This window comes from Ruegeria sp. C11, from assembly GCF_056537725.1.
Window position 1 is genome coordinate 155,567 of record NZ_JBQFSB010000009.1, and the last position, 16,903, is coordinate 172,469.

The following is a 16,903-nucleotide window of genomic DNA, read 5'->3' on the forward strand; positions in this document are numbered from 1 at the left end:
CAGAAGTTCGCCCCTATCATGCTGGGACAGAACACTCGAATCAGGCACGCCACGTTGTCGAATGTCCTCACGCCGAAAGGAATGGACATGGACTTAGAAGCAAAGTCGAACCCATTGGAGGAATCTGCCAATGTAGCTGACAGCGGCGTGGCCACACGCACGCAACCTGTTTCGTCTGGCCTGCGCGCACAGCCGCAGGCCTCTCATTTTGTGGATGGAGAGTTCGTGGAGGATCCGGCAGGTGCCCGGATCGAATGTTTTTACCCTGCAACCGGTGAGCGGATTGCCCTGCTGCATTCCGCAACACCCGACATCATCGCGCGTGCGGTAGAAAGCGCAGCGCGGGCGCAGGCAGACTGGGAACGGACCTTACCGGCTGAGCGGGGTAGAATCCTGCGCCGGGCGGCCGACATAATACGCGACCGGAACCATGAACTGTCCGTTCTCGAGACGTTGGACACCGGAAAGCCCTATCAGGAAACGATTGTAGCGGATGCGCTGTCTGGCGCTGAAGCATTCGAATTTTACGGTGGGCTGGCCAGTAGCCTTTCGGGCGAGTGCATCCCACATGGCGAGTCGTTCATCTATACGAAGCGGGTCGCGTTGGGTGTTTGCCTTGGTATCGGTGCCTGGAACTATCCGACACAGATCGCGTGCTACAAGGGTGCTGCAGCATTGGCCTGTGGCAACTCGGTCATTTTCAAACCTTCCGAAGTCACGCCGCTTTGTGCTTTGAAAGTCGCTGAAATCCTGATCGAGGCCGGACTCCCGAAAGGGCTTTACAACGTGGTCCAAGGCTATGGCGATATCGGGGCCGCGCTGGTCACGCATCCCGATATCGAAAAGGTCTCGCTGACCGGCTCGGTACCCACGGGATCAAAGGTGATGGCCGCAGCCGGCGCGGGGATAAAGCATGTGACGATGGAGCTTGGCGGCAAGTCTCCTTTGGTCATATTCGAAGATGCCGATTTGGATGCCGCCGTAAGTGGTGCGATCCTTGGAAACTTTTACTCTGCCGGACAGATCTGTTCGAACGGCACTCGTGTATTTGTCCAACAGTCAATCCGAGCAGAATTCGAACAAAGGCTCGTGGAACGGGTGCGGCAAATCCGTCTGGGTGATCCGCTGGACCCCGACACGCAGATGGGATCGCTGATTTCTGCGGCACATATGCAGAAAGTGCTGAGCCACATTGAAACCGGACTTTCAGACGGTGCTCGGCTGCTGTGCGGGGGAAAGCAGGCGACCGTTCACGGCTTCGAAAACGGCAGCTTCGTTGAGGCCACGGTGTTTTCAGATGTCACAGACGACATGCGCATCGCGCGCGAAGAGATTTTTGGGCCTGTTCTGTCGATCCTCGAATTCACAGACGAAGAAGAGGTGATCCGCCGCGCCAACGATACTGACTTCGGGTTGGCAGCAGGGGTCTTTACGCGCGATCTGACCCGGGCACACCGGGTGATCGACCGGCTGCAGGCAGGTACATGCTGGATCAACACCTATAACACCATGCCGGTTGAAATGCCGTTTGGCGGTTTCAAACAATCCGGCGTTGGCAAGGAAAACTCCCGGGCCGCGCTGGATCACTACAGCCAGATCAAATCCGTTTACGTCGAAATGGGAGGAGTGGAAACGCCCTATTGAAAAACACCCGATATCGTCGGGGATGGGAAACATGAGCCTGAAAAGATCAGTTTTTTCAGCATCTTTCCGTCCACCGGCACAGCCCGAAAAGACGCATGAAACAGCGCGTCGGGCAGACAAACGCATTTGGCTACGGATCGTTTGTCGGACCAGTCATTCCAACAGTAAGGAGAACCTACAATGAAAACCAAAATTCTGGGAACCGCCCTTTCCGCCGCGCTGGCCCTGACGGCCAGCAGTACGCTCGCCGGACCGCTGGAGGACCGGGTCGCGGCAGGTGAGCCGATCCGCCTTGGTTTTGCCGCGGCGGCCCCTTGGGCTCATCCGGGTGAAAACGGGGAACCGCTGGGATTCGTAAACCAGATCACCCTGGATCTGCTGGAAAAGATGGGTCACACGAATATCGAACCTGTCGTGACCGACTGGGCTGGCCTTATCCCCAGCCTGATGGCGGGTCGTGTCGATATCATCACCGGTGGGATGTATATTCTGGGTTCGCGCTGCGAGAATATCGACTTCTCCGAGCCGGTCGGGCAATTCGGTAACGCCTTCATCGTGCCCGAGGGGAACCCCGAGAACCTGCAGACATATGAAGAGATCAAGAATGCAGGCGTCACCATGGCCGCTGTTGCAGGCTATGTGAATGTCGAAGAAGCATTGAAAGTCGGTATACCCGAAGCCAACATCATGCAGTTGCCCGGCACGACCGAAGTGCTTGCAGCCGTCAAAGCCGGTCGGGCGAGTATCGGCGCGATGACCGCAGTTGAGGCCTATGACCTTGCAGCCAAAACCGACGGCATCGAAGCGACGGATACCAACGCACTGCCGGAATGGACTTTCAACTGGGTTGCTATCGGCTTCCACCCCGATGACGATGGATTCCGGGAAGAGTTCAATGCCGCCATGCCCGGTTATCTCGGGTCCGAGGAAATGCTCTCTGCCGTCGAGCAGTGGGATTACTATCCGGACAACGTTCCGGGCGAAGATGCCTCGATGGAATGGGCCTGTGCCAATCGCTGATCCCCGGCGAGGATTATTCACTTAACTTGCAAAAACCAGCGCCCTGCAGGGCAGGGCGCTGTGTTTTGCACCTCTCATTCTCTGAGTAAACACGAAGGGAGCGGCGTTTGCCCTATTACGAATTTCTTGAGGCCTATGGCGGACGGCTGCTGGAGGGGTCGCTGATCACGGTTGTGCAGTTTGTCCTGGCCACAATCGTGTCCGTAATCGTCGCCCTTACCTTCGGGTTGATGCGCCTCTCTCAGAACGTCGCGGTCAAAGGCGTCGCCACTGTCTATATCGAGATTTTTCGCGGAACGTCGCTGCTGGTACAGCTGTTCTGGATTTTCTTCGTTCTTCCCTTGTTTGGGGTCACGCTGGACAAATTCACTGCTGGTTTCATTGCCGTTGGAATGAATATGGGCGCCTACGGGGCCGAACTGGTCCGCGGCGCAATACTTGCCGTTCCCAAAGGGCAGTGGGAGGCCGCCAAGGCAATCAACATGACACCCGGGCAAAGGATGCGTCGTATCATTTTGCCTCAGGCCTTTGTCATCATGTTGCCGCCTTGGGGCAATCTGGTCATCGAGATCATGAAAGGCACGGCGCTGGTGGCACTAATCTCTGTCACTGACCTGATGTATGAGGCCCGCCAGATCAACATTTCGACCTTCCTGTCGGTTCAGACATTCGGCACCGCACTGATCATCTATTACGTCTTCGCGCGGTTCCTCATCACGCCCTTCATGAGATTTTTCGAGCGCACGATGGCGCGCAAGATCGGGAGGGCCTGACCGATGCAATGGCGCTGGGACTGGACCTGGGAATTGTTGCCGCGTTTTATTGACGCGACGGGAAAAACTCTGCTGGCGGCGGGCGGGGGATATGCCATCGCCGTGGTATTGGGGCTGGTCTTCGTACTGGCACAACGCACGCCGTACCGCATTGTCACAGTGTGCGTGCGCGAAGTGGTCGAGTTTATCCGCTCGACACCGCTGCTTTTGCAGGTGTTCTTCGTATTCTACGTGGGGCCGCAGTTTGGCATCAACTTGTCGCCCTGGACATCGGGCCTGATCGCGATCGGTGTTCACTACGCGGCTTACCTGTCCGAAGTTTATCGTGGTGGCATCGAAAGCGTGCCGAAAGGCCAGTGGGAGGCCGCGACCGCCATCAACATGCCGGTCATTCAAACCTATCGCCGCATCATTATCCCGCAGGCGCTACCGCCGGCGATTTCGGGAATGGGGAATTACCTGGTCGGTATTTTCAAGGATACCCCGATGCTGTCCGTGATTGGCGTGGCCGAATTGATGCATACCGCCAACGCGGTCGGCGCCCAAAGCTATCGCTACCTTGAACCCTACACCATGGTCGGCGTGATCTTCCTTGCGATCTCACTGCCCACCGCGTTTTTGATCGCCCAGTTTGAAAAATGGGTGCGCCGTAAAATGGGAATGAGATAAATGAACGAAGACATGAGCCAATACCCATTGCGCCTTGAGGGCGACGATATCCCGATGGTCCGGTTTCAGAACGTGCGCAAAAGTTACGGCAATCTTGTTGTGCTGGACGATCTGAACCTGGATATCGACGCGGGTGAGATGGTGACAATCATCGGCCCGTCCGGGTCAGGCAAAACCACCGTTCTGCGCATGCTGATGACGTTGGAAACTATCAATGGCGGCGTTATCTACGTGGATGGAGAACCCCTTACACATATGGAAAAAGGCGGTGTGCTGGTGCCCGCGAACCCGGCGCACATCCGGCGTATCCGCAGCAAGATCGGCATGTGTTTTCAGCACTTCAACCTGTTCCCGCACATGACCGCCTTGCAGAATTGCATGGAAGGTCCGGTGCAAGTTCTCGGAATACCGAGGAAAGAGGCCGAAGAGCGGTCGATGGAGCTTCTGCAAATGGTCGGCATGGATGAGAAGCGCGATCAGCATCCGTCGCGTCTATCCGGTGGTCAGCAGCAACGCGTCGCCATCGCCCGTGCGTTGGCCATGCGCCCCAAGGTAATGCTTTTTGACGAAGTAACGTCTGCTTTGGATCCCGAAGTGATCGGAGAAGTTACCAATGTCATCCGTAAGCTCGTGGATGCACATAATCTGACTATGCTGATGGTGACGCATCAGATGGGGTTTGCCAAGGACATCTCAGACCGGGTCTGCTTCTTCTTCAATGGCGCGATCGAAGAACAGGCAGCGCCCAAAGAACTGTTTGAAAACCCGAAACGAGAACGCACACAGCAGTTCCTGAATGCGGTCCTCGAATCCAACTGAGGACCCGCCAAGGAATTCACTTAACCAATGAATTTTGTAGTTCGTGACGAGTGATCTGGCCGCGGACAAGAACCTAATCCGGAGCAAGAGGACGTTGTAGCTCGCGCTGGGGTGTCCTCTTAGCGTTATGTAGAGCGACCGGACAACTCTCGAACGCATTCCAAAACGGCAGCCGAGTAACGCGATTTGTTCTTATCCAGTCGAAACAACGGTACGGACACGCTGATGGCGGCGATAGGGCGTGCGGCTTCGTCAAGTATTGGCGCGCCGAAACAGGCGATGCCGACTTCATTCTCCTGATTGTCAAAAACGAATCCCTGTGCGCGGCATTGGTTAATCTGAACGCGTAATCCGGCGGGGTCAGTTGTCGTGAAAGACGTGATTGGTTTCAGGGTCGCGGTTTCGAGATAATCGGCAAACTCATCCTCAGGCAAAGCGGAAAGATACGCTTTGCCCACTCCGCTTGAGTGCAACGGAACAAACGTACCTATGGTCGAGTTCATGCGCACTGTTTCGAGGCTTTCAATTTTGTCGATGTAAACAAGCCCTTCGCCACTTGGTACGGCGAGGTGCACGGTTTCCCCCGTCTTGTCTCTGACGCGAATAAGCGCATCGCGGGCAAGGTCGCGAATGTCAGATGTAGACAAGGCGGTGCGGGCCAGATTGATCAAACGTGGGCCGGGTTTGTAGCGTTTGTCTTTGGCCTGAATTACTAGGCTCTCGGCTTCCAGCCCGTGCAGCAATCTGTACAGGGTGGGGCGTGTGAACGTGCATTCCGTAAGCAAATCCTGAAAGGTCGGAGGCGTGGTACGGTCGCAAATATGCTGCAAGAGACTGATGCTCCGCGCAAAACTCTGCGTCCCCTGAATTTGTTTTGACATGCGTGAACCTCTCTGTTGACCAGCGAACTGCGCAGCGTGTAACGTCCATAAAATGGTCTATATGTCCACTATATGGACAATGTAAGATGGAAGCAATGTACGAAACACGAAAACGCGCCTTGATCACCGGCGGAACCAGCGGGCTTGGACTGGCGATTGCCGAAGGTTTTCACGAGGCGGGTTACCAGGTGATGGCTGCCGGATTGGGCGATCTGCCGGAGGGTAAACCCGGTCTGAGTTTTCATTCGCTGGATGTGACTGATGGGAAAGCGGTTGAAGCCCTTTGCCAGAACACTCCTGGACTGGATGTTGTGGTGAACGCTGCAGGCGTCATCCGGCGCAACGAAGAGCACGATCCGGAGATATTTGCCAAAGTTCTGGATATTAACCTGAACGGCACAATGCGCGTTTGCGCTGCCACGCGCGCGCATCTTGCCAGTACCAAGGGTTCAATCATCAATATCGCGTCGATGCTCAGCTATTTTGGTGGCGGATTGGTACCTGGGTATGCGGCATCCAAAGGCGGGATCGCACAACTCACCAAATCACTGGCGATTGCTTATTCGCCGGACGGGGTTCGCGTAAATGCGCTGGCACCGGGGTGGATCGCCACGCCGCTGACACAGAATCTGCAAAACGACCCAAAGCGCAGCGCGGCCATTCTGTCGCGCACCCCTATGGCGCGATGGGGCAAACCACAGGACCTGATCGGTCCGGCCCTGTTTCTGGCGTCTGAACAAGCAGGGTTCATCACCGGAACAATTCTAAACGTGGATGGCGGCTACGCCGCCGGCTGAAAGCAAGGGGAGCGAAATGCCACTGTCTGAGACCGACGAAAACCCAATGGTGCCATACAAGCACCCTATGCCACAGGACGCTTTGCCCGAGATCGTAGTGCCAAATGCGCTGGCCGAAGACGACCCCCGGATGTGGGTCCAACAGACCGAGACGGTATTCTTCCGCCCGCTCTGTCTGAATGTCAGCCAGGGATATTGGATGAACCTGCTCAAGGTGACAAAAGCAGGAGTTTTGTCGCGCCACCGCCACCCGAACCCGGTGCACGGCTTTGTGCTGAAAGGACGCTGGCATTATCTGGAGCACGACTGGGAAGCCACCGAAGGCTCTTACGTTTACGAGCCTCCGGGCGAAACCCACACCTTGGTTGTGCCGGAAGATGTCGAGGAAATGATCACCTATTTTCAGGTGAACGGAGTGATGTATTACTGCGACCCCGACGGAAATCACCTTGGCTACGAGGACGTGTTCACCAAGATCGACATGTGCCGTGCGCATTTCGAGAAAGTCGGCCTTGGCGCTGATTATGTGAGAAACTTTATCCGGTAAGGTCCATGAGCAACGTAACTTATGACTTCGCAGGTCGCACCGCTGTCATCACCGGTGGTGCGGCCGGGATCGGTGCAGAGATCGCCCGCCACTACGTTGCCGCGGGTGCAAACGTCGCCATCTGGGACTTGGCCGAGCCCGAAGATGCGCCAGCCGGGTCCATCACGTGCAAGGTTGACATAAGCCAACCCGAGCAGATTGCCGAAGCGGTTGCAGAAACCCGCGCGGCCTTTGGCGGCATCGACTTTTTGTCCCACAATGCAGGCTTTGCCGGGCCAACACTGCCAGTGGTCGAGAGTGACCCCGCCACATGGGCGCGTGTCGTCGAGGTGAACCTGACCGGCACCTTTTATCTGGCTCATGCGATCGTGCCAGTCATGCAGGAACGCGGGTTTGGCCGGATCGTCAACATGGCCTCGCTTGCCGGGAAAGAAGGTACGCCATATGCGTCGGCCTATTCTGCGTCCAAGGCGGGCGTGATCGGCTTTACCAAATCGCTCGCGAAAGAGCTGGCGCAGACCGATATTCGCGTGAACTGCATCGCCCCTGCCGCAATCAAGACCGCAATTCTGGACCAGATGACGCCAGAATTTGTACAGATCATGATCGACAAATCGCCGATGAAACGGCTGGGTTGGGTCGAAGAAGCCGCGCGGATGGTGATGTGGCTCAGTTCCGAGGATTGCACGTTTAACACGGGCGCGGTTTTTGATCTCTCTGGCGGCAGGGCAACTTACTGATGACCCACCTTCGCAACTTCAAGCCCGGCCCGGTCAAGGTGGCCGGGAATGTGCTGGTTGCGCGGCATGGGCTTTTCAAGAGACCGGCGTACAGATCAGACGCGCAGAACCGGGGATGTTCTATATGACGCCGTGATATAGATGCCCAACAAGTTTTGAAGCGTTAAAAATGGATGGGCGTAATTCGCGAAGTCATCCAGATTGCGATCAGCAGGATTGCATAGGTGCCAATGATCCAAAGGAACATTGAGTGCAAAGGCAACGTCTTCATGCTCATGCCGTGACTGGGCATGTCTTCCATATCGCCGTGGGACATACCGTTCATCTCTGAAGACAAGTGTCCGTTGCCAGGTGCCGGGCCATCTGCCCCGGGTAGAGTCATACATCCGTGTTTGAGGTGGTTGGCAACCAGCCAGTAATTGATCGGGAATGCAACAAAACCACCAACAATTGCCGCCAAGCTCATACGAAACCAAAAAGTCGGAGAGAGCGGGTCTTCCGATTCAGGCCAAGCCGCCGTCAATAAGACCATGGTCGGAATCATGCCCGTCATTACCATGTTCATCGAGACCGTCTCTGAAAAGAACGTTTTTCGGACAGCTTGCGAATAACTTCCGTACATCGAAAGCATCATTAGGGCCTGAAAGATGAAAAGCCCCGAGACGAAACCGAAGACGTATTCGACAACGATGTCCCATCCATTTGATAGCGCGAGGAAATGAACAACGGTGGCGGCAACAATGATCCCTGTAGCGTCACCTGCTAAGCAGTGCATTTCGCTGTTGACCCCTTGCTTCCAAGGTGTGCGGGTGAAACGGTCATGGCCGCCTGGAAACGGTCGGCGGCAGGTAATCATATAAAAAAATAGGCCGACTGGTCCTGTATAGATCGTCACCAAAATCCAAGCCATACGCTGAACCCAACTGGTCACGCCATTGCTAATTGAATCCCAAACAACGAAAGCTACGCTGGCACCAGTCAATAAAAACCAGACAAGCATCGCGCCGTTGAGCACATCGACCTCCTAGGAATACAAATCCTGTTAATTGAACCAAGTATCAACGTACATGAGATGTCGGGCAATGTATGACGAATATTTCGATCTATGGGAATGAGAGCTCAATTTCCCTACCTTGGTGATGTTGCCCAAGTGCGAGCAGGCAATGCCGGGACTAAATTAGACTTCTCTGCCAGGGACCGAAGTCCCTGGCAGATGTTGGTTTACCACTTTGTATCTGGGTCGACTTTGAACAGATGTTCCATGAACACACGGGTAACGGCCTGCAACTTGTCAGTGCGCGCGTGGTCGCGTTGCAGCTCTGCCGGAACCACGTTCCATGTGATCGGTTCGACCCCTGCCTCGATCATGCGGCGCATGCCGTTTTCGTGGCTAAGCTGGGTTATCGAGCCAACGGCGTCTTCCGGTACATAGACATCATATCCGGCAAGTTCGGCCTCAATCGCAGGATAGGCCAGGCAGACATCTGTCCAGAGACCACCCATAATCAGCTTAGTCCGGCCGGTTGCTTCGACCGCTGCGACAAACTCAGGTTCTTCCCAGGCGTTGACATTTGTCCGGTCGACAAAGACAGCGTTTGGAGCCAGTTCGCGCAATTCTTCGATCATCGGATCATAACCGTTCAGGCCCACTGCGACATGACTGAAAATGATCGGGATGTCATAGATCACAGCGGTCTTGATCAGACCCGTGGTGTTGTTGATCAGATCTTCATGGTCGATGTTCTTGACCCCAGCCAAAATCGGAGGCTGGTAATCGATAAGGATCAACGCCGAGTTGGTCGGTGACAGAAATGGGTCTTCGTCGGCAGCCCGGACTGGCGTGCCCTGATAACCTTCTGGATATGTCGCGACGCCATTTGTTGTTTTGATCATCGGAGTTTCCGCCGCTGCCGGCAGTGCTGCGGCAGCGATGATCAGGCTCAGGGCTGTGGTGAGCGTTTTTGGAAAAGTTAACATGAGAGTGTTTCCTTGGTTACTTGGGATTCAGCCGTGCACATGCTCGGCAATTAGCTGCGCGACTGAAGGACCGGGGCCGACAAGCTCCAGAACATTGCGATCCGGGTCGCGAATGAAGATGGTTTTGGTACCGCGAAATTCTCGGCGGCCCGTGATGGCGATGCCGTTTTCGGTGACAAAGGTTTCGGTTGCTTCGGCGTCCTTCACCTTGACCGCCAGATGGGTGATGCCCGGATACTTCTCTGCCTCGTCCATCAGAACGTTTTCGCCGGCCTTTGCCGTTGCTGGACCCAACAGGTTGATGTTGACCCCCGAAGGATGGAGCATCACCAATGGATGCCCGTCGTCAAAACCGCCATCGGCGATCATCTCGAATCCCAGCAACTCATAGAAGGTGACGGATGCATCGCGATTACTGATACGGATGCCGATGTGATCGAAGTTTCTGATGTCCAACATGGTTTGACCTTTCCTTTGCTTGCAACAAAGGTAACTATGTCTGTAGTGAACTTTAATAACTCAGATGGAACGGCATATTTTCCAAATGGATCAAAATAAGGATCTTTTCGACGGTATGGTTCTGTTCTGCACAGTGGTGGAGCAGGAAGGTATGAGTGCGAGCGCCAAACTGTTGGGCCATACGCCCAGCCATGTCAGCAAAGAGATTGCACGGCTTGAAGCGCGCCTTGGGACACGGCTCCTGAACCGGACAACACGACGGATCAGCCTGACGGAATCCGGGCGTATCTACTATGAAAACGCGCGTCGAATGGTGGAGGACGCCCGCGCGGTGCAAGACCGATTGCATTCGGTCGGCGACCGGCCCTTTGGGGAATTGCGGATGAGCGTGCCTGTGGTGTTCGCCCACGGGTGGCTGAATGACTGGCTGCCCGAATTTCTCAAGCGATATCCAGAAGTAGATTTGAACATCGACGTATCCGAGCGTCGCGCCGACATGATCGGTGAAGGGATCGACCTGCTGGTGCGCATCGGCGATCTGCCCCCGTCCGACCTGATCGCCAGCGAGATTTTTCGCACACAGGGTCTGACGGTGGCTTCCCCTGCTTATCTGAAGCGAAACGGCACGCCGAGACACCCCGATGACTTGAAAGGGCATCAACTGATTGATTTTTCGTTTCATGGGGTCACCCAAAACTGGACCTACCCGGGGCCCGACAGAGAAGTGATCACCGTGCCAATCACGCCGCGCATTCGATGTAACGATGCCCATACAGAGAAGGCACTGGCGCTTGCCGGGCGCGGGATTACCCGTCTGCCAGAGCTTTCCTGTCAGGCTGAACTGGATGCCGGATCATTGGTGGCGATTTTGCCCGATTTCCGCCCGCCCTCCATCGGGGTCAACGTGATCTATGCCAGCCGCGACAACTTACCCGCCAAGACACGTGCCATGATCGATTTTCTGGTCGAAAAGAGCGGCTGAGGTCAGGACTTGCAGAGGTTCCTATCCCATCGCTGGCGGCAAGCGGCCTGCTCGTGATTTATACTGCCCTTTTGCCGCAAGGTCCGGTCCGCCATGCTTGGTCTAGCCATTCAACCAAAGCGGTGTGTCGCCGTCTGCCCACGGCGCGTGCTTGTTCATTACGTTTGCGAAGGCTTCGCTTGCCAGGAAACGATCCAGCCATGCAATCAAATTCGGCCATTTCTGTGCGTCAAACCATTCCCTGTCTATATGGGCGAACTGGCGGACAAAGGGCAAAAGCGCCAGATCTGCAAGGGTTGGGCGATCTCCAAAAAGCCAAGATTGACTGGTCAGCCGTTCTTCAAGTTTGATCAAATAGCTCTCAGCTTTCTTGCGCTCTGCTGCATGGTCAACTTCTGGATAGCGCGTAGCATATTTTGTGCGATCCAGTGCATCCTTGAATGGACCATCATTTTCCGCGATCAAGTCCCACCCTTCCTGAGGCATGTCCAGAAGTCGCTGCGGGTCATTCTGTTCGAGAGTCCAGATCATGATATCCAGGCTTTCGTCAAAAACCCTGTCCTGAAGACGAAGCGCCGGCACCGTAGCGGATGCAGATGTTTGCAAGAATGCTTGTGGTTTCTCCTTTAGGCGGATTTCACGCAATTCGACTTTGACGCCCGAGCTCGCCAATGCAAGACGAGCTCTGATTGCATATGGGCACCGGCGGAACGTCCATAATATTGGGTGATAAGCCATGTGAGGATTTATCTGCATTCCGCCAGCACGGTCAAACCCTTCCTTGACCGTCAAGTTGGAGCTTCTGCCTCCAAGTTGTCACGTCCGGTCAAGCAACCCACCGCTTCGCAAATATCGGCCACGGTAGCCGTTGGTTCAGGGGCAAATCGGGTCTCGTCACCTTCACGGAATTTTCCGGTGCGCACCAGATACGCCTCTGCCAAGCCTGCAGCCAGTGCGCCAGCAATATCGCTTTCAGCATCATCGCCGATCATTGCCGATTGGGCAGGCGAGGTTCCGGTGCCAGCAACAGCAGCCCTGAAAAACCCGGGGTCCGGTTTGCCGAACAGTCGGGCCCGAATTCCGCTGGCGTGTTCCAACGCTTTGACGAAGCAGCCCGCATCAAGGCTCAACTCCCCATCCTCATCCATGAAAATGCGGTTGTTCGCGAGAGCGATCAAAGGTGCCCCCTTCTGCAACAACCGGTAGGCTTGGTTCATGTTTTTATAGGAAAATTTTTGAGCCGCATCGCCAACTATAACGGCGGGCGGCCCACTGCGATCGCAGCAGGAAAATTCCTCCTCAAGCGCAGGATGGACGAGCAAATGCGGGCTATGCCCCGTGTGGACCAACCAATCGAGGGCGGCGGCAACAGGCGTAAATAACTCGTCAGGTTGAATGTCGAACCCAAGATCGTGCAGCTTGCCCATAATGCGATGCTTTGGCTGCCGGGTGCTGTTAGTGAGACATCTCACTTGCCGCCCGCTGGAGCGCAAATGGGTAAGAGCCTTCGCGGCTCCGGGGATCGCTTCGGTCCCTTGGTAGAGAACTCCGGAGACATCAAGCAGTACTGTTTGGATCATTGTCAAACTGTGCCCGAGCCTACGCGAGGCGTCAAATTATGCACCTACTGCGCCATCCGGAACCGGTGATCTCTGAAAGAGCATTCCGTCCCAAATGATGTAACGATTGTCAGTTCTACTGTTCGGTGAAATCTCGTTGTTCCCACCCCGGAACTCCACCGCCAACCTATCAGAGAACGCGTATCCGTGCTTGCCGCGGTGGAGATCAGGATGCTGGAATAATTCTGCACTGATCACGGATGACCGCTTTCGGGAATTGTAATGCAGAAGGCTATGGTCTTTTAAGCAAAGCGCTTTGCCCCGGCCACGCAGACAACCACAAAAATCGTGATCCCGATCATGGATGGCGCTATCGGTTCTGCCAAAAAGGCTGCTGCAAGGATCAAGCCGAAGAACGGCTGAAGGAGCTGAAGTTGCCCGACACCTGCCGTGCCACCCAGCGCCAGGCCGCGATACCAGAAGACAAAGCCAACCAGCATCGAAAAGATCGAGACGTAGCCCAAACTGAGCCAGACTGGCAAGTTCAGCCCGCTATATGTGTCAGGCCAAGTCAAAAGTGCAAAAGCGGTCATGAACGGTAGCGAATAGACAAGCGCCCAGGAGATTACCTGCCATCCGCCATATCGGCGCGACAGCAGTGCACCTTCGGCGTACCCCAAACCGCATACTACGATGGCTGCCACCATAAAGAGATCTCCGATGAGCGATGCATCGGCACTTTGTGTAAGTGCAAAACCAACGACAGCCACGCTGCCCAAAACTGAAAATACCCAGAACATCGCGGACGGGCGTTCACCACCCCGCAGCACGCCAAAGGCAGCAGTGCTCAAAGGTAAGAGGCCGATAAAGACAATCGAATGCGCGGCAGTGATGTGCTGCAATGCCAGCGCCGTCAAAAGCGGAAAGCCGATCACCACGCCCAAGGCCACAATCAAAACAGAAATCAGATCCGCACGCGGTGGCTGCTTTTCTTTGAAGAAGACGAGCAAGAATAGGGCAAGTACAGCCGCCAAAACCGCTCGAATTGATGTCAGAAAGAACGGGTCCAGACCGCCTACAGCCACCCGCGTGGCAGGTAGTGACCCGCTGAAGATCAACACACCGAGCAGCCCGCTACCCCAACCAGAGAATGAGGAATTCATCAACAAAGGGTCCTTTTTTGGACCTTGTAGCTGGAGTGGCGCAACAGATGCAGGTACAAAGCAACACAATTGCTACAAACTGTACTGCTAGATGATGCCATACAGAGAAGGTCGGAAATGGTGACAGCGACCCGTCGAACCCTTGTGATGGAACACATCAATCGTCGTATTCGGTCTCGATCACTCGGCGCTGGCGACAAACTGCCTTCGGTCCGAGGCCTCGCGTCCCGACTGGGCGTGTCGCCTTCGACGGTGGTAGAGGCCTATGATGTCTTGGCTGCTGAAGGGGCTATTTTTGCCCGACGCGGCTCTGGCTTCTTTGTGACAGACCGCGCACGGCCGTTCGTGGTATCTCAAACCGGGCCGCAGCTTGATCGGGAAATCGACCCGCTTTGGGTGGCTCGACAATCGATTGATGCCGGAGACGACATTGCAAAGCCCGGATGTGGCTGGATGCCTGCCGACTGGATGCCGGTCGAGTCGCTTCGACGAGCCATGCGCGGTGTGGCGCGTGGCGAAGGTAGTGTGCTCACCGACTATAGTAGCGCGCAGGGCCATGCTGGTCTGCGAAAGCATGTGGCACGGGCGTTGTGCGACCAGGACATAGAGGTGGACCCCGATACTGTTCTGCTTACCAATTCCGGATCTCAGGCACTGGATCTAATTTGCAGAATGCTTCTCAAGCCTGGTGATACGGTTTTGGTGGATGATCCGTGTTACTTCAATTTTCAAGCGTTATTGAGGGCGCATCAGATCACAATTGTCAGTGTCCCATATACGCCCAATGGCCCCGACTTAACCCAGTTTGAATGCGTACTTAGCAAAGAACGCCCACGGCTCTACCTGACAAACTCGGCTTTGCACAATCCAACGGGTGCGACGATTGCCGCAGCTACGGCACACCGCGTGTTATCTTTGGCTGAGGCATATGATCTGCAAATCGTAGAAGATGCCATCTTCTCCGAATTCGAACCCGATCTTTCCCCGCGATTGGCAGCATTGGATGGGATGGACCGGGTTCTAACGATTGGAAGCTTCTCCAAAACGCTCTCGGCGTCGCTCAGATGCGGATACATAGCGGCGCGCCCTGATTGGATTGCGGCCCTGACCGAACTGCAGGTGGCGATCAGCTTCGGCGGCCCCAGCCCGATGGTCACAGAATTGCTGCATGCGGCGCTCACCGACGGGAGCTATCGCAAACATATGGACGCGCTTAGGGTCAAATTGGATCGGGTCCGCACGCGTTCAATCAAAGAGTTGAACACCATAAACATAAGACCCTTCGTAAAGCCCAGAGGTGGGTTTTACCTATGGTGCGAGCTCCCCGACGGGATGGATGCAGCAGTGCTCGCGCGAATGGCTCTCAAGAGAGGTGTTGTTCTGGCACCTGGAAATGTATTCAGCCCAACACAATCCAAAAACTCGTTTCTACGTTTCAACGTAAGCCAGATGACAGGAAAAACCCAAACGGAACTACTCCGGAATCTAATGAGTGACGCATAATTGGAAGTTTCGCCAACTTGCCCATCTTTCGATTGGTCGTATTCAGTCGGACGCCTTGATTGGCGCTCAGGCAAATGTACTGGTCACGGATTGGCTGACGCGCGCAGATGTCAAGCTTAAGCTGGATGTGTCCGAAACCAAATTTCCCGGGGCACATCCACGCGCTTTATGGGCCGTTACTATCGTAGCGATGTGGTAAATGACTAGTCGGCGGGTCTCAGCATAAGTTTCTTTTGCTCTGAGCCGCAGCAGGCAAACATCTTATTGATCGTCAGCAATTTGAACCAACGCAAATATTTAGTAGCAGTGCGTAAAGTGCAATTTTCAGTGAGTGATGATCTATGGCCGCCTCAAGGAAGTACCCGAACAAGGATGCGCAATTGTTCGATAGCCTGGGATGGTTGTCTGGGTGCTCTGACGGGCTGCGGGAATGGTTCGCCAACAACGGGCGGTGGCTAGAGTTGTCGGCGGGAACTACACTTTTTCGGGATGGTGACGAGACCGACGGGATGTACGGTGTCGGGATCGGTGCATTGGACCTTGAGTTTGCGCCGGAGGACGTCGAGGAAGTGGTGACACTGAGGTTAAACCCGGGGGCATGGGTCGGTCATGGGTCGTTGTTGCCCAAAATGCCGCGCCCGTTCAATCTTGTGACGTCCGTCGACAGCAGTCTCTTTTTTGTACCGGCCCGAGCTTTGCGAGGCCTGTTGCGGCAACATCCTGAGTTCTGGCCCGAATTCTATGCGCTGACAATAAATCAGATTCTGGGCTTGATTGCATTTATTGGCGAGTCTCAGTCGCTTACACCTGAAACGCGTCTGGCGCGCCAGCTGCTACGGCTGTCGTCCAACGTAGCAACGATAAAGCTGCGCCAAAGTGATCTGGCTGCGACATTGGGTATGTCAAAGTCCAGCGTTAGAAGGGCGCTGAAATCGCTGACTGATGGTGGTGCAGTAAAAACCGGATACAACCGATTGGAAGTTATTGATCGTGACCTTTTGAAAACAGTGGCCCAGAGCACGTCGTGAGGTATCGGGGCCCATTTGTCAGCAATGAGTTTCGCTTGAATATTGGCGATCAGTTGGAATGAGTGGTGACTTTGGTCCGTTCTTTGCCCCGGATGATGACCAACTGATCGCCGCCTGCAGGTGGGACTATACCCGTGTGCACGCGGCAGAAGTGTTCATTTGAAGAAATCGGCAGACCTTTACACAAGCTCTGTTTGCCCTCAGCGCAAAAGGGCTTAACCAATGCTAAACCATCCAGTTGATCGCAATAGTAAAGATATCCCAAAAGGCTCCGGTCACATCTGGGAACCTGGCAGTATTCGGCCGGGCATGGCCAGATCAATCCAGCCTTTCGCCGCTGAA

19 protein-coding genes are annotated in these 16,903 nt (G+C 55.0%); 12 read left to right on the forward strand and 7 right to left on the reverse strand.

The window, feature by feature from the left end:
- Positions 1–180: 180 nt before the first annotated feature.
- The 5 genes from betB (at position 181) to ehuA (ending at position 4,925) form a co-directional block, all read left to right on the forward strand.
- Positions 181–1,644: a betaine-aldehyde dehydrogenase gene (betB, locus tag ACR0NA_RS16675; RefSeq protein WP_480730881.1), complete on the forward strand. Its 1,464-nt coding sequence runs from the start codon at positions 181–183 to the stop codon at positions 1,642–1,644.
- Between the two features lie 180 nt (positions 1,645–1,824).
- A complete protein-coding gene (locus ACR0NA_RS16680) occupies positions 1,825–2,664 on the forward strand; it encodes a transporter substrate-binding domain-containing protein (RefSeq protein WP_480730792.1) in 840 nt (279 codons plus the stop codon).
- 107 nt (positions 2,665–2,771) lie between these two features.
- Complete coding sequence (gene ehuC / locus ACR0NA_RS16685) at positions 2,772–3,437, forward strand: ectoine/hydroxyectoine ABC transporter permease subunit EhuC (RefSeq protein ID WP_480730794.1); 666 nt, start codon at positions 2,772–2,774, stop codon at positions 3,435–3,437.
- 3 nt (positions 3,438–3,440) lie between these two features.
- Positions 3,441–4,106 carry an ectoine/hydroxyectoine ABC transporter permease subunit EhuD gene (gene ehuD, locus ACR0NA_RS16690; RefSeq protein WP_480452182.1) on the forward strand — a complete coding sequence of 222 codons (666 nt, stop codon included), beginning with the start codon at positions 3,441–3,443 and terminating at the stop codon, positions 4,104–4,106.
- Between the two features lie 12 nt (positions 4,107–4,118).
- Entirely contained in the window at positions 4,119–4,925 is an 807-nt protein-coding gene (gene ehuA / locus ACR0NA_RS16695; RefSeq protein ID WP_480730797.1) for an ectoine/hydroxyectoine ABC transporter ATP-binding protein EhuA, read from the forward strand.
- 125 nt (positions 4,926–5,050) lie between these two features.
- Here ehuA and ACR0NA_RS16700 read toward each other — a convergent pair whose 3' ends face one another.
- Complete coding sequence (locus tag ACR0NA_RS16700) at positions 5,051–5,806, reverse strand: IclR family transcriptional regulator (RefSeq protein ID WP_480730799.1); 756 nt, start codon at positions 5,804–5,806, stop codon at positions 5,051–5,053.
- Positions 5,807–5,901: 95 nt separating this feature from the next.
- Here ACR0NA_RS16700 and ACR0NA_RS16705 point away from each other — a divergent pair, with 95 nt between their 5' ends.
- From ACR0NA_RS16705 to ACR0NA_RS16715, 3 genes are read left to right on the forward strand one after another with little or no spacing between them, the layout of a single operon-like run.
- Positions 5,902–6,603: an SDR family NAD(P)-dependent oxidoreductase gene (locus tag ACR0NA_RS16705; RefSeq protein WP_480730801.1), complete on the forward strand. Its 702-nt coding sequence runs from the start codon at positions 5,902–5,904 to the stop codon at positions 6,601–6,603.
- Between the two features lie 16 nt (positions 6,604–6,619).
- Positions 6,620–7,150: a 2,4'-dihydroxyacetophenone dioxygenase family protein gene (locus ACR0NA_RS16710; protein ID WP_480730803.1), complete on the forward strand. Its 531-nt coding sequence runs from the start codon at positions 6,620–6,622 to the stop codon at positions 7,148–7,150.
- A 5-nt stretch (positions 7,151–7,155) separates the two neighbouring features.
- On the forward strand, positions 7,156–7,890 hold the full coding sequence (locus ACR0NA_RS16715) for an SDR family NAD(P)-dependent oxidoreductase (protein WP_480730805.1): 735 nt from the start codon (positions 7,156–7,158) through the stop codon (positions 7,888–7,890).
- A gap of 163 nt (positions 7,891–8,053) precedes the next feature.
- Here ACR0NA_RS16715 and ACR0NA_RS16720 read toward each other — a convergent pair whose 3' ends face one another.
- The 3 genes from ACR0NA_RS16720 to ACR0NA_RS16730 all read right to left on the reverse strand — a co-directional run bounded on the left by ACR0NA_RS16720 (position 8,054) and on the right by ACR0NA_RS16730 (position 10,326).
- A complete protein-coding gene (locus ACR0NA_RS16720) occupies positions 8,054–8,905 on the reverse strand; it encodes a DUF4396 domain-containing protein (RefSeq protein WP_480730807.1) in 852 nt (283 codons plus the stop codon).
- Between the two features lie 206 nt (positions 8,906–9,111).
- On the reverse strand, positions 9,112–9,867 hold the full coding sequence (locus tag ACR0NA_RS16725) for an isochorismatase family protein (protein WP_480730809.1): 756 nt from the start codon (positions 9,865–9,867) through the stop codon (positions 9,112–9,114).
- Between the two features lie 27 nt (positions 9,868–9,894).
- Complete coding sequence (locus ACR0NA_RS16730; RefSeq protein WP_480452195.1) at positions 9,895–10,326, reverse strand: VOC family protein; 432 nt, start codon at positions 10,324–10,326, stop codon at positions 9,895–9,897.
- An 85-nt stretch (positions 10,327–10,411) separates the two neighbouring features.
- On the opposite strand from ACR0NA_RS16730, the gene ACR0NA_RS16735 reads away from it, so the two are divergent.
- The gene (locus ACR0NA_RS16735) at positions 10,412–11,308 is read left to right on the forward strand and encodes a LysR family transcriptional regulator (RefSeq protein WP_480730811.1); all 897 of its coding nucleotides are present in this window, start codon (positions 10,412–10,414) and stop codon (positions 11,306–11,308) included.
- A 102-nt stretch (positions 11,309–11,410) separates the two neighbouring features.
- Here the strand turns inward: ACR0NA_RS16735 and ACR0NA_RS16740 are convergent, their stop codons facing one another.
- The 3 genes from ACR0NA_RS16740 to ACR0NA_RS16750 all read right to left on the reverse strand — a co-directional run bounded on the left by ACR0NA_RS16740 (position 11,411) and on the right by ACR0NA_RS16750 (position 14,030).
- Positions 11,411–12,046 carry a glutathione S-transferase gene (locus ACR0NA_RS16740; RefSeq protein ID WP_480730883.1) on the reverse strand — a complete coding sequence of 212 codons (636 nt, stop codon included), beginning with the start codon at positions 12,044–12,046 and terminating at the stop codon, positions 11,411–11,413.
- Positions 12,047–12,096: 50 nt separating this feature from the next.
- Entirely contained in the window at positions 12,097–12,888 is a 792-nt protein-coding gene (locus ACR0NA_RS16745) for a TIGR01458 family HAD-type hydrolase (RefSeq protein ID WP_480730813.1), read from the reverse strand.
- A gap of 281 nt (positions 12,889–13,169) precedes the next feature.
- The gene (locus ACR0NA_RS16750) at positions 13,170–14,030 is read right to left on the reverse strand and encodes a DMT family transporter (RefSeq protein ID WP_480730815.1); all 861 of its coding nucleotides are present in this window, start codon (positions 14,028–14,030) and stop codon (positions 13,170–13,172) included.
- A gap of 147 nt (positions 14,031–14,177) precedes the next feature.
- Here ACR0NA_RS16750 and ACR0NA_RS16755 point away from each other — a divergent pair, with 147 nt between their 5' ends.
- The 3 genes from ACR0NA_RS16755 (at position 14,178) to ACR0NA_RS16765 (ending at position 16,561) form a co-directional block, all read left to right on the forward strand.
- Entirely contained in the window at positions 14,178–15,533 is a 1,356-nt protein-coding gene (locus tag ACR0NA_RS16755; protein ID WP_480730817.1) for an aminotransferase-like domain-containing protein, read from the forward strand.
- Positions 15,523–15,732 (forward strand): hypothetical protein, encoded by a 210-nt coding sequence (locus ACR0NA_RS16760; RefSeq protein ID WP_480730819.1) that lies wholly within the window; start codon positions 15,523–15,525, stop codon positions 15,730–15,732. Before ACR0NA_RS16755 ends, ACR0NA_RS16760 begins: the two co-directional genes overlap by 11 nt.
- 181 nt (positions 15,733–15,913) lie before the next feature.
- The gene (locus tag ACR0NA_RS16765; RefSeq protein ID WP_480730821.1) at positions 15,914–16,561 is read left to right on the forward strand and encodes a Crp/Fnr family transcriptional regulator; all 648 of its coding nucleotides are present in this window, start codon (positions 15,914–15,916) and stop codon (positions 16,559–16,561) included.
- Positions 16,562–16,903 lie beyond the last annotated feature (342 nt).